The organism is Streptomyces yerevanensis, from assembly GCF_000716805.1.
Taxonomy (GTDB): Bacteria; Actinomycetota; Actinomycetes; order Streptomycetales; family Streptomycetaceae; genus Streptomyces; species Streptomyces flaveus.
The window spans coordinates 15525-27328 of the sequence record NZ_JNWJ01000108.1; the positions used below are offsets into that span (position 1 = coordinate 15525).

Annotated in this window: 11 protein-coding genes and 3 pseudogenes; 6 read left to right on the forward strand and 8 right to left on the reverse strand. The window is 69.5% G+C overall.

The window, feature by feature from the left end:
• Window positions 1-4: 4 nt before the first annotated feature.
• Window positions 5-436, reverse strand: coding sequence for a hypothetical protein (locus OP79_RS56655; protein WP_033329301.1), 432 nt, complete (start codon window positions 434-436; stop codon window positions 5-7).
• 736 nt (window positions 437-1172) lie between these two features.
• On the opposite strand from OP79_RS56655, the gene OP79_RS46735 reads away from it, so the two are divergent.
• Window positions 1173-1577: a PaaI family thioesterase gene (locus tag OP79_RS46735; protein ID WP_033329302.1), complete on the forward strand. Its 405-nt coding sequence runs from the start codon at window positions 1173-1175 to the stop codon at window positions 1575-1577.
• Window positions 1570-2247, forward strand: a complete 678-nt coding sequence (locus tag OP79_RS46740; RefSeq protein ID WP_051745766.1) for a TetR/AcrR family transcriptional regulator — start codon at window positions 1570-1572, stop codon at window positions 2245-2247. The genes OP79_RS46735 and OP79_RS46740 overlap by 8 nt, the downstream gene beginning before the upstream one ends.
• Before the next feature lie 26 nt (window positions 2248-2273).
• Here OP79_RS46740 and OP79_RS46745 read toward each other — a convergent pair whose 3' ends face one another.
• A complete protein-coding gene (locus tag OP79_RS46745) occupies window positions 2274-2465 on the reverse strand; it encodes a Tn3 family transposase (RefSeq protein ID WP_033329303.1) in 192 nt (63 codons plus the stop codon).
• A 75-nt stretch (window positions 2466-2540) separates the two neighbouring features.
• Window positions 2541-3604: pseudogene (locus tag OP79_RS50145) on the reverse strand (RNA-guided endonuclease InsQ/TnpB family protein).
• A gap of 127 nt (window positions 3605-3731) precedes the next feature.
• Between OP79_RS50145 and OP79_RS46755 the strand changes: the two are divergent.
• A complete protein-coding gene (locus OP79_RS46755; protein ID WP_281194450.1) occupies window positions 3732-4556 on the forward strand; it encodes an ATP-dependent DNA ligase in 825 nt (274 codons plus the stop codon).
• An 18-nt stretch (window positions 4557-4574) separates the two neighbouring features.
• On the opposite strand, the gene OP79_RS46760 is transcribed toward OP79_RS46755, so the two are convergent.
• Complete coding sequence (locus OP79_RS46760; protein ID WP_033329304.1) at window positions 4575-5009, reverse strand: chromate resistance protein ChrB domain-containing protein; 435 nt, start codon at window positions 5007-5009, stop codon at window positions 4575-4577.
• Window positions 5006-5530 (reverse strand): Chromate resistance protein ChrB, encoded by a 525-nt coding sequence (locus OP79_RS46765; RefSeq protein WP_245685709.1) that lies wholly within the window; start codon window positions 5528-5530, stop codon window positions 5006-5008. Before OP79_RS46765 ends, OP79_RS46760 begins: the two co-directional genes overlap by 4 nt.
• Window positions 5531-5720: 190 nt before the next feature.
• Between OP79_RS46765 and chrA the strand changes: the two genes are divergently transcribed.
• Window positions 5721-7115, forward strand: a complete 1395-nt coding sequence (gene chrA, locus OP79_RS46770) for a chromate efflux transporter (protein WP_033329305.1) — start codon at window positions 5721-5723, stop codon at window positions 7113-7115.
• 413 nt (window positions 7116-7528) lie between these two features.
• Here the strand turns inward: chrA and OP79_RS46775 are convergent, their stop codons facing one another.
• Window positions 7529-7969, reverse strand: a complete 441-nt coding sequence (locus OP79_RS46775; protein ID WP_033329306.1) for a VOC family protein — start codon at window positions 7967-7969, stop codon at window positions 7529-7531.
• A 450-nt stretch (window positions 7970-8419) separates the two neighbouring features.
• On the opposite strand from OP79_RS46775, the gene OP79_RS46780 reads away from it, so the two are divergent.
• On the forward strand, window positions 8420-9088 hold the full coding sequence (locus OP79_RS46780; protein ID WP_033329307.1) for a TRADD-N-associated membrane domain-containing protein: 669 nt from the start codon (window positions 8420-8422) through the stop codon (window positions 9086-9088).
• A gap of 562 nt (window positions 9089-9650) precedes the next feature.
• Window positions 9651-10193, forward strand: a pseudogene (locus OP79_RS56660) (replication-relaxation family protein).
• Between the two features lie 16 nt (window positions 10194-10209).
• On the opposite strand, the pseudogene OP79_RS57695 reads toward OP79_RS56660, so the two are convergent.
• Window positions 10210-10347 (reverse strand): annotated as a pseudogene (locus tag OP79_RS57695) (kinase); the annotation flags it as partial.
• 164 nt (window positions 10348-10511) lie between these two features.
• The gene (locus OP79_RS51180; protein WP_033329308.1) at window positions 10512-11261 is read right to left on the reverse strand and encodes a CAP domain-containing protein; all 750 of its coding nucleotides are present in this window, start codon (window positions 11259-11261) and stop codon (window positions 10512-10514) included.
• Window positions 11262-11804 lie beyond the last annotated feature (543 nt).

Consider the following 11804-nt stretch of genomic DNA (forward strand, 5'->3'; position numbering starts at 1 on the left):
TGTCCTACCGTTCTAGCGCGGGCCCACGCCGGAAGCTGATCGGAAAATCGATGTTCGGGAGGGCCGGCGGCAGCATCCGGGCCGCGTGCGGACCGGATGACGATGAGACGGACCGGTTACCGAGGCCGTGCATCAGGTACAGGGCGCCAGTGTCGGCGAGTAGCTGCGCCGTACAGCGCGCGGCAGCAATTTCCTTGGCGCCAGCCGCCGACAGGCGGGCGAGCGGGTCCACTGCCCCGGCCTGGATCCAGCCGTCGAGGGTGCCGTCCTGTTCGGCCTGCCGCGCCGTGGCGGCGACCGGCGCCCAGTCGAGGCTGGGCGCCAGGGTGGCGAGCGCGTCGACGAGGGCCTCGCCGCCGACTCCAGCTCCGAGAGCCGCTTGCCCTCCGGCACCTCCAACAACTTCGTGGGTGAACTGGTTGCTGTACTTCGTCAACCCGGTACCCCCGACTCCGCCACGAAGTGATGAAGTTGCTCAACTCTTTCTGAGACAGATCACTGAGTGGTCCAGTCGGTGATCATGCCTCGACGCCGTCGTCTCAGGTGAGACAGCACAACCTCTGAGACAGTCCAACTGTTCCTAAGCTGCGCAGCGTCGGGAAAGGCCGGCGCCCCCGCTCGCCGCCCTGGTGAAGGCCAAGCAGCAGGAGAAGGAGGCCGCCGCGGCGTGAGCGGGCGCCACCCGTGTGGGTGATGACAGCCGGGCGGTTCGGCGAGACGCTCAGCAGAAAGTCGAGAACACCACAGACCACTTCAGAGCCCGGCCGCGCAGCGTAGCGCGGCCGGGCTCGCGCCGTGTGGCGGGACGGCTGTACCGCAGCAGCTGTGTCGCCCGGGCCGTCTGCTGGCAGTGCGGGAGTACGCCAGCAGGCGGCTGGCGTCCCACAGGCGCAGGCTGAGGGAGTGGAGTGGCCCGTAGACGTCGCCCTCGCGCGGCCCGTGACACAGCTGCCGACAGGCCCGTCATGGGCCTACGAAATCAAGGTCGACGGTTCTCCAGACACTCGAAGTTGTCTCATCCGAGTGACAGCTCGGCATCGCCCAGCACACCTTTGACCGGCACCGGAAGACTGCACAGCCCTGCAGCCTCGCGCCACAGGCGTGGACACGAACCGTGACGCCCACATAACATGTCACCGTTAACTTAACGGCGACAACCTGAGGGGCCCGCGATGACCATCACCGAGCAAGACGTCTACACCTTGGCGCCGTTCGCCAGGACGCTCGGGATACGCTTCGCAGCCCTCAAGGCCGACGCTGTCACCGCGCAACTCGCCTACACGCCCGAGCAGTCCACCGTCGGCGCCGCGATGCACGGCGGGGCACTGATGGGGCTGGCCGATGTAGCCGGCGCCGTGTGCGCCACGCTGAACGGGACCGCCGACACCGTCCCCGCGACCATGGAATCCACCACCCACTTCCTGCGGCCCGTACACGGCACCGGCGCCTTCGCGACCTCCCGCCCGCTGCACGTCGGCAAGTCAACGGTCGCCGTGGAAATCGACATCAGGGATGACAAGGACCGGCTCTGTGCCCGCGTCACTCAACTCGTCGCCCTCCGGAGGCGCCATGACTAAGGGACCCGGCCAGACCACGGCCGACGGCCGCGCCAGCACAACCGAAGGCCGTCGGCGCAGTCGCGCCAAGCGAGGCCACGGCGGCCGACTGAGGGACGAGCTCATCAAAGCGGCCGGCACGCTGCTCGACGACGCCGGCGAGGACGGCGTGACCATCCGCGCGGTGGCACAGGCTGTCGGGGTCAGCACCCCCTCGGTGTATCTGCACTTCGACAACCGACTGGAACTGCTGCACACCGTGTGCCTCGGGGTCTGGGACGAGCTCGGCCGTCGGATGCTGAGCATCAGCGCCCAGACCACCGACCCGTTCGCCGAACTCCACCAGCGCAGTGTCGCCTACATCAGGTTCGGGCTCGACCATCCCCTGCGCTACCGCCTGGTCGCGACCGGACCCGCGACAGCCGCCACTGAGCAGGTCGCCGACGCCTGCTTCCGATTCCTACGGGAAACGGTGCAGCGATGCGCCGACGCCGGCGTGCTCCACGGCGATGTGACGGCGCTGACCCGGGCCATCTGCGCGTGCCTGCACGGTGCCGTCTCGCTGCTGATCCTCCAGCCGACCTCGAAATGGCCCGACGACATCCCCCAGTACGCAGACGATGCCGCCACCCTCGCCTGCCAGGGCGCCGCCGCCCTCTCACGCGCGCACCATGGCCGCTACGGAACGTGAACTGTTCTGCCCTGGGCAACGCTCCGCTACGCCTCGCTGGCGTCCTCATCGGCCGACGGTTGGCGCAGAGGTCGGCGGCCGGCCTGCGCGGGGCGGACAAAGGGCTGGTCCTCCATGCCCTTGCGGTAGTGCTGGCGCAGTTCGCCGCTCTGGCCGAAGAAGATCCGCCGGGCCAGGCGGTGGCGGGCCTCGGCGATGTTGAGCTGCTTGCCGATCATGCGCCGGTTTTGAAGTGGCCCAGACAGCGAGCCGATGTCTCTTGACTTCCTCCCCCTCGTGAACGAGGGGGATTCCTACGGCTCGCGCCGTGGGGTTTTCTGCTTCACCGCCGACTGCCCGCCCGGAGAACTTCGTTGAGGTCTTACACCGGCTCCACAGACTGTCACCGCCAGCCCGGCGGCCAGAAGGTTCTTCGCCGCGTTCACGTCCCGGTCATGGGCCGTGCCACAGCTGCCGTACGTCCAGGTGCGGACGCTGAGCGGCATCTTCTCCTGCAAGGTGCCGCAGGCGGAGCACAGCCTGGAGGAGGGGAAGAACCGGTCTACGGCGATCACTTCCCGCCCGTACCAGGCGGCCTTGTACTCCAGCATGGAGCGGAACTCGCTCCAGCTCGCGTCCGAGATGGCCCGGGCGAGCCTGTGGTTCTTGACCATGGTGCGCACGGTCAGGTCCTCGATCACGAGCGTTTGGATTTCACGAACGAGACGAGTGGTCAGCTTGTGCAGGTGGTCACGGCGCCGGTCGGCGATCCGGGCGTGGATCTTGGCGACCTTGCGCCGGGCTCTGCGGCGGTTGGCTCCGTCACCGCCGACCTTGCGGGACAGCTCCCGCTGGGCCTTGGCGAGACGGGTGCGGTCACGGCGCTCGTGCCGGGGGTTGGTGATCTTCTCCCCGGTGGAGAGGGTCAGCAGGTGGTCCAGGCCGACATCGACCCCGACCGCCGCATCGGTGGCGGGAAGCGGCTTGATGGCCGGGTCCTCGCACAGCAGGGACACGAACCACCGTCCCGCCGGGTCCTGCGACACGGTCACGGTGGACGGCTTCGTGCCTTCGGGCTGGCCCGCCTGGCGAAGAAATGGGTGAACGCCGTCTGCAGGTGCCGCAGCGTCTGCTGCAGCGGCACCGACGAGACGTCGTTGAGGAAGGCCAGTTCCTCGGTCTTCCTCAACGCGGTCAGCATCGTGGAGGTGGCGTTGTAGTTGACCCGTTCCTGCCGCACCCACGCCTCGGTGCGGGCGGCGAGCGCCAGGTTGTAGACCTTCCGCACACACCCGAACGTGCGCGACAGCTCGGCTGCCTGCACATCGGTCGGATAGAAGCGGTACTTGAACGCCCGCTTCACGTGGCTCACGGTCATGCTCACAAACTAGTGAGACTGCATGTAAAGATCAAACCTCCGGGTCAGAGCACTGCGATCCTCCCTGACGGCGACTCGCAGCCCCTTGCCCTGCTCCGCAGGAGTCCGTTTCCTCCCCCGCCTGAAGGTGGGGATATCCACGGAGGAATCAGATGAGACACATCAAAGTCTGGAGAAGGACGGTCACCGGACCGTGCTGTGGCGCACCGAGGACGGCGTCCGGCTGCAGTCGCGGACCGGCCGCGACGTCACCGCGCTCTGGATGGACCTGGCCGTGGCCGCCATGAGCCTGCCGCCCGGCGTGATCCTGGACGGCGAGGCCGTGGTGTACGTCGCCGCCGACGACGGCACCGCGCACATCAGCTTCGCCGCGGCGCAGTCCCGCGCGAGGGAGCTCGCCGATCAACACCCGGCGACGTACGTGGCGTTCGACGTCCTGGCCCATCCTGCAGCAGGCCATCCTGACCTGCGCCCGCGCCCGTACGCGGAGCGCCGCCAGGTCCTCCTGGACGTGCTCGCCGACGTCGGCCCGCCGATCGTGCCGGTGTGGTCGACGACCGACCTGGACGAGGCCCTGCTCTGGCGCGAGACGCTCGAAGGCACCGGCGTTGAGGGGATCGTGGCCAGGCCGCTCCGGTCGGCCTACAAGGCCGGCCGCGTGTGGGCGAAGGTCAGGCACACGGACACAGTCGACGCCACCGTGGTCGGCTTCACCGGCACGGCCCGGCACCCGAAGGCCCTCGCCGTACAGCTCCCTGACGGACGTGTTGCGCTGTCCCAGCGGCTTGCCACTACGCTCGCATCTGTCGTCGGCCCGCGTCTGGTCCCCAAGACGGGGCGCGCGTTCACGAAGACCGGCGACACCTACACGCCCGCCACACGCGACATCGTGGTGGAGGTCGTGGGTGCCGCCCTCACGCCGCCGCAGGATGGGAACGGGCAGCCGTATTGATCGTGGTCCGGTGGCTGGTCAGGCGGGTTCGCGTCCGAGGAAGGTGGCGCGTCGGTAGAACTCGTACAGGCCGTCGAAAACCGGCTTGGTGACGGCCATGGTGTGCTCGTCGTCGCCGGTCATGGACAGGCCCCGCAAGACGACGTCCAGCCCTGGGGCCTCGGGCGCGTCGAAGCGTTCGTCGTCCAGGTCGGCCTCGTGGACGATCTCGGCGATGCGCTGGAGGGCTGGGTCGGTGGTGAGGTCGTAGCGGCGCAGGATCGTCTCGAAGCTGCAGTCGCCGTGGTGGTGGCCCAGTTCGACGCCGCGCATGTCGAAGGGGGTGGCGTCGGCGGGAACGGCGGCCGGGTCGGTGACGAACACGAACGCGGCCTCGGGGTCCACGAAGCGGCGGATCAGCCAGGTGCAGGCGGCGCGGTCGATGTGGATGCTGGCGCGGGTGGCCCACTTCATGCGGAGTTCTCCTCGGGAGCGGGGGTCTTGGTTTTGTTGGGGTGTAGCGCTTCGACCGCGGCTTCGGCGGTGCGGCGGTGGGGTGGGGGGAAGTAGTCGCGGCGGTTGATGCGGCGCAGTTCGGCGCGGAGCCGGCGCAGGGTGCGCAGCCGTTCGTCGTCCGGCTGGTGCCGGGCCTCTTCGGCCTGGGCGCGGACCTGCTCGTACTCGGCGGCCCGGGCGTCGGCCATGGTCTGGGCGAGCTTGTGTTCCTCGGCGATCGCGGCCGGGTGGGCGATCCACAGCGTGGCGGTGCCGCCGAAGTCGGTAATCTCCTCGGCGATCCATTCCAGCTGCTCGCGGGTGCGGGCGTCGGCAGGCAGGGCGATCAGGCCGTCGCTGATCTGGGCGACACCGAGGCGCTTGAGCTTGCGCCAGACGGTGATGCGCGGAGTCGAGGGTTCGCGGGGCAGCCGGTAGGACAGCAGGACCCACCGGCCCGGACGGTCGGGTGCCACCAGGGGCGGCTGGGTGTCGGTCACGCAGGCGTTCCCGGGCTTTGCTGGTCTCCCATCGCCCCGAGGGTACGACGCGGGATCTGCCGGGTCGTGAGCGGCGTTCGCAATGAACTCTTCGTCTCCACTGAGGCCGCGCTCCCTTCCGTCTCGCAACATCATGATGTAACCATGGTTGCACTTTACTGCTGGACCCCAAGGACGGAGACCTCCGCGGATGACCGCCACCGACCCCCCGGCCTCCCAGGCCGAGCCCGACCTCGGTGATCTCATACCGTTCCGCCAGGCCCTGCGGACCTGGTTCGCCATCTCATTGCAGACCTTCGGCGGCCCGGCCGGACAGATCGCCGTCATGCAACGGGCCCTGGTGGAGGAGAAACGCTGGATCGGCCAACAGCGGTTCAACCACGCCCTGAGCTACTGCATGCTGCTGCCCGGCCCCGAGGCCCAGCAGCTCGCGATCTACACCGGCTGGCTCCTCAACGGCACCCGCGGCGGTCTCGCCGCCGGGACGCTGTTCGTCCTGCCGGGCGTCGTGGCACTGCTCGCCCTGTCCGCGCTCTACGTCGGCTTCGGCACGACCGCCGCAGTCACCGGACTCTTCGCCGGCCTCGCCCCCGCCGTGGTCGCCATCGTCGCCCAGGCCGTGTGGCGGGTCGGCCGCCGCTCCCTCACCCACCCGCTGCTGGTGGGCCTGGCAGTGGCCTCCTTCATGGCCCTGGCCTTCTTCCAGGTGTCCTTCCCCGTGGTGATCGTCATCGCCGCAGCGGCCGGGTGGCTGATCGCCCGCCGGCGACCCGGTGTGTTCAAGTCCGCCGCGCACGGCCCCGGCGACGACGGCCCGTCCCCGCTGATCCCCGACGACGCGCTGCACCACGAGCGCCCCAGCCGCCGCCGCACGGTGCGCATCCTGGTGACCGGCCTGCTGCTGTGGGCGGTCCCAGTCGCCGCCGTCGCCGTACTCACCGGCACCGAGAGCGTGTTCACCACCCAGGGCCTGTTCTTCTCCGGCACCGCACTGGTCACCTTCGGCGGGGCGTACGCGGTGCTCGCCTACGTCGCCCAGCAGGCCGTGCAGACGTACGGCTGGCTGAGCGCCGGCGAGATGGTGCGGGGTCTGGCACTCGCGGAGACCACGCCGGGCCCGCTCATCATGGTCGTCCAGTTCGTCGCGTTCCTCGGCGCCTACCGCGACCCCGGCGCGCTCGACCCATGGGCCGCCGCCCTGTTGGGCGCGCTGCTGACCACCTGGGTCACCTTCGTGCCCTGCTTCCTCTTCATCTTCCTCGGCGCCCCCTACATCGAGCGGCTGCGCGGCAACCGGCACGTCTCCTCCGCGCTGAGCGGCATCACCGCCGCGATCGTCGGCGTCATCGCCAACCTCGCGCTCTACTTCGCCGAACACACCCTCTTCACCACCGTCGACGACCACACCTTCGGCCCGCTGCACCTCGCGGTGCCCGACCTCGCCACCTTCCGCCCCGTCGCCCTCGGCATCGCGCTCGTCGCCGTCGTCCTGATCTTCCGGCTGCGCTGGAGCGTCCTGCGCACCCTGGGCATCTGCGCCGCTCTCGGTCTGACCGCCGCCCTCGCAGGCGCCCCCGGCATCTGACATCAACTGCCCGCAGACAGCTCACCAGCGCATAACCCAAGCCCAGAAGGCGGCCGGTGTCCCAAAAGCGCAGGCTGATCCTGTGGAGTGGCCCGTAGACGTCGCCTTGGCCCGGCCCGTGCAGCAGCTGCCGACGGGACCATGGGCCTACGAAATCAAGGTCGATGGTTCTCCCGACACTCAGACGTGTCTCACCTACTGGTGCCGTCGTTTCAGGAGCCTGTGCGCGAGGGTGGCCACGGGAGTTTGGGCGCGTTCTTCGTCGTACACATGACGATGTGCGACCCGTTCCAGGTGAAGGCGGTCGGTACGTTGCGCGGGGTCCGTCCTTGGCGACGTAGGCCAGGCGGGTCACGTCACGGGCCAGCAGCCCCTGGCTGATCGGGCGGTTCAGAACCTCGATGATCTCGTTCTCAGCGCAGTTGCTCGGCCAGTCCGACGATGATGCCCTCCGGGCCGCGGACGTAGCAGAGCAGATAGCTGTCCTCGAACCGGGCGATCTCGCCGACGAGTTCGGCGCCGTGGGTGCGCAGGCGGGCAACGGTGTCCTCGATGTCGTCGACGGCGAACATGACGCGGTGCGTGCCCAGAATGTTGTGCGGCCGGTTGCGCGGCCCGGCGCTGATCACCGCGGGGCTGCGGTACTTCGCCAGCTCGAGCCGGCTGTGACCGTCCGGAGTCCGGACCATCGCGATGTCACAGCGGACGCCGTCGAGTCCGGTGCACTGGTCGGCGACGAGGCCCTCGACCTCCGCCCTGCCCTCCAGCTCCATACCGAGTTCCACGAAGAACGCGATGGCGGCATCCATGTCCTCGACGACGATGCCGACGTTGTCCATCCGCTGAATCGCCATGCCGGTTCCTCCTTCTTCCTCGTGCGGCCGGTGGTGGCCGCTGATGTCCCCGGGACGGAGCCGGTGGCACGTTCTCGACATCCGCAGACCGCCGAACTCCGAAAAATATCGCGGCGAAGTGGCCAAGCTCTTCCTCGAGCACCTGGCGGTCGACGTCTGCGTACGCAGCGGCCATCTGTGTGCCCCGCCGACATGGCCGGTTCAGCCTCTGTGCGGCCGTAGTTGGCTGGTCACATGCTGGGCGGGACGATGGCGGGCTGCCACACTCACCCGGTTGAACTGATCACTGCACGGCCGTGGCGCCGTACGCAGAAGTCCAGGGGGTTCCTTGCCGAGCGCACGCACAACCGGCGGCCGCTACCGCCGACCAGGCTCCCAACCGTCCCCTTTCCCTTTGTTGATCATTGCGGCTGTGGTGATCTGGGGCATCGGCCAAGGTGGCGTGCCGCGGTGCCGCTATGGCTGTGGATCCTGACAGGCGTCACAGTGGCCGCGGTCTCGGGGATCGCGATCTACCTGCTGGTCAAACAGATCCGCCGGGAAGATCTCCAGTCACAGGCGGCTGAAGAGGCAGCCGAGCTGCAGAAGGAGACCGACGCGCAGAAGCTCGCGGACCTCAAGACCGTCACGCCCCTGGCCACGCTCCTGGAACTCAACCAGTCCCAGATCGACGAACACCACCGGATCGCCACCGATCAAGCAGACCGGTCCTTCCGGTCCTCGCAACGGGCGATGGCCTTGGGCCTGTTGGTGATTGTGGGCTGCTTCGCCGCCGGCCTGTACTTCGCCAACGGCCAGACCAAGGTCTTCGTCGCCGCCATCGCGGGTGTCGCCGCGGCGCTCTCCGCCTTCCTCAACCGCACCTATCTGCAGATGTACGGGCAGACGCTGAGCCGGCTCAACCGCTACTTCGAGCAGCCGGTCCTGACCGGCTACTACCTGACCGCGGAGCGCCTGGCCCAAAACCTGGGCGAGGACCCCGAGAGCGAGATGCGCCGCCGCATCACCGACCAGGTCCTGGAAGCCAGTGCCCGGATGAACAACGGCGCCTCCGGCGAAGAACCACCACCGCCGGCCAAGCGGCAGGCGAAGAAGAAGCGCGCCGCGGCCACCGAGTAAGGCCGGCTCCGGCTGCTGCCGACGCCGGGAAACCGCTCTGGTAGCCAGCGTGCCGACGGCCACACCACTCCCCGCAATCCGCCGCCGCTCCGTCGGCGGCTGTTTGGCGCGGCGGCCCCGCCGTCGCGCGAGCAACACCAGCGGCGCCCGATCCCCTCGCCCGCCGCCCGGGGCCTGTCCCACCCACTTCTCTGTTCTTCCTGCTGTGGGGCGTGGACTCGGGGGCGCAGAGGGGATGTCGGCCTCCCGACCACGCCCGGACCAGCGTGGTGACCTGCGGATTCGCGGGCAGGCCCGGCAGAGGGCGCGAACGGTTGCCGGAGGAGATGTGGGCCTGGTCCACGGAGGCGTTGTCGCTTCGTGACCGTGGTCGGGCCTTCCTGGTCGGGCCTTCGTGGTCGGGGCCGGCTGCTGCCGTGACCGGTACGCGCGGTGCCGGCAAGGACGGCGCCGCACCGGACGGGAAGCGAGCAGATCCGTGATGATCGGCGCAGACGCGGGCAGCGGGGACCGGATGGCGCTGGCGGTGCTGACGCAGTACCGGATGGCCACCACCGCGCAGATGCACCGGGGGATCGCCCCCTCGGTGCGCATCGAGCAGACCCGGCGGCGGCTGGCCAGACTGCGCGCCGAGGGGCTGGCCGACCGCATCACCCTGCCGCAGGCCGGACGGACCCGGGTGCGGTTCCCCACCCAGTACGGCGTGCAACTCGCCTTGGAGTGACCCGAGCTGCGCGGGCACCGGCCCTCCAGGACCATCTCCGATCCGACCGCCGTGCGGCTGAAGGCCGGCCACACGCTGACCGAGACCGCGCCCTCCTTCCTCGAGGACGCCCGCCGCCGCGGCGATGTGTGCGAGCCGCTGGACTGGATCTGCGAGGTCCACCACCCGATCGGGAGCGGCGAGGCCGTCATCCCCGACGCCCTCCTGTACTACCGGAGCGGCCCCGCCCACGGCGACAACGGGTCGATGCTGCGGGCGTTCGTGGAAGTCGACCGGGCCACCATGGGCCCCGAACGCCTCGCCGCCAAACTGACCGCGTACGAGCGCCTCCACCGCTACGTGCCCGTGGTCCCGGCCGGCTGTCCAGGAACCGGCGGTTGAGGAGTGGCGGCGGCGCTATCCGCTCTTCCCCCGCGTGGCCGACCAGGGCCAGGCCGCGGCCGAACCGCTCACGCAGGCCGGCCGCGACGGACGACTTCTCTGAGGCGCTATTGCCGCGAACCACGACCAGCCGGGTTTCTTCGGTGCCCACCATCACGGCCCTCACGTTTACTTCTTCTTTGGCGACCCGGACTCGCGCAGCACCTACGCCCTGGACAGAACGGCACCCACGCCCGCCGCGGCCGCTCCGGAGCGAGCGGAGCGGCCGCGGCCGGCGTGATGGTCGGCGGGCCGTGAGGGACGTGGGCCCCGTGAGCGTCAGCGGACCGTGCCGAAGTCCTGCGTCCAGTAGTTGCCGGGCTGCGCCACCCCCACACCGATCTCCTTGAAGCCGCAGTCCAGGATGTTGCGCTTGTGACCGGCGCTGGCCATCCAGCCCGCCATGACCTGCCCGGGCGTGGAGTACCCGTACGCGACGTTCTCTCCGTAGGTGCTCCAGAGGTAGCCCGCGCGCGTGATCCGCTGTCCCGGGTCGGACCCGTCGGAACCGGTGTGTGACATGGTGTTATGGCTCGCCATGTCCGCGCTGTGGGCCTGGGCGGCCTGCGAGAGCTTCGCGTTCAGGGTGACCGGGGAGCAACCGACCTTGGCGCGCTCGCTGTTGACCAGGGCGACCACGCGGGCGACGGCAGGGGCCGCCGTGGTGGCGGTCGGCTTCGGCGCGGCGGTGGTCCTTGTCGGGGCGGGCGGGGCAGTCGTCTTCGAGACGGGCGCCTTGGGCTTCTCCGGGGCGAGCGCCGCAGTCCCGGGAGAGGTCGTCGGCGAGGCCGAGGGCGAAGCCGTCGCCGTGGGCTTCGCGGTCCGGATGCCCCGCCCCCGGTGCCCGTCCCAGGACGTCTTCCTCCCGTCCGTCCAGGGACCGCTGGACGCGGCAGTGATGGCCTCGGCTCCTCCGTCGCCCATGCACGCCATGGCGGCCGACGGCACCGCCACCGCGCTCATCGCCAGGACGGCGACGGCTATGGGCCGGCGGCGCGTCTTCCTGCGGTGCTTCCGGTGGTTCCTCATGCGGACCTCGTTCGGTCGACTCTCCTTGCGCCTCCGGCGGGCTCGGTTTCGCACAGACACTGCGCTTGACCTGCGGGGACGCCTTGCGGGGCCGTCATTGTTAAAAGCCGCGTGAGGGCACGGCAACGGGGGCTTCCACTACCTCGCCTAGTAGGCGAGGGCACCCTTGAATCCGGCCCGGGATTATGCCGGGCCGCCGCGCCGGACGCCGACGGCGCCTCACACTCCGTCAGAAGGACGGCAGAGGCGGTCCGCGGCTCGAAGCCGGCGCCCCGGGCCGGTGACCCCTGCCGAGGTGCCGCGTATGCCTGCTTCCATATGCCAGATCCGCCTATGTCGGCCACACGCTACGTACTATCGCGGCACGTTGATGGGGACCGGACCCGTGAGGGATGTCACTGGCTTTCCCCACAACCCTTTCGGTGCCCGGCGTACGGGGCGATGCGGTCAGACACCCCATGTCGTTGGGGTGTCAAGCGGGCTGGGGGTAGGCGTGGTGTGACCACGCGGTTGCCTCGTCGTAGGTGGTGCGGGTTTTGAGGC

Excerpts from the sequence above, each read along its gene's own strand:
- OP79_RS46735 (WP_033329302.1), top strand. The coding sequence starts at position 1,173 with ATGACCATCACCGAGCAAGACGTCTACACCTTGGCGCCGTTCGCCAGG.
- OP79_RS46740 (WP_051745766.1), top strand. The coding sequence starts at position 1,570 with ATGACTAAGGGACCCGGCCAGACCACGGCCGACGGCCGCGCCAGCACA.
- OP79_RS46745 (WP_033329303.1), bottom strand. The coding sequence starts at position 2,465 with ATGATCGGCAAGCAGCTCAACATCGCCGAGGCCCGCCACCGCCTGGCC.
- OP79_RS46760 (WP_033329304.1), bottom strand. The coding sequence starts at position 5,009 with ATGAAGTGGGCCACCCGCGCCAGCATCCACATCGACCGCGCCGCCTGC.
- chrA (WP_033329305.1), top strand. The coding sequence starts at position 5,721 with ATGACCGCCACCGACCCCCCGGCCTCCCAGGCCGAGCCCGACCTCGGT.
- OP79_RS46775 (WP_033329306.1), bottom strand. The coding sequence starts at position 7,969 with ATGGCGATTCAGCGGATGGACAACGTCGGCATCGTCGTCGAGGACATG.
- OP79_RS51180 (WP_033329308.1), bottom strand. The coding sequence starts at position 11,261 with ATGAGGAACCACCGGAAGCACCGCAGGAAGACGCGCCGCCGGCCCATA.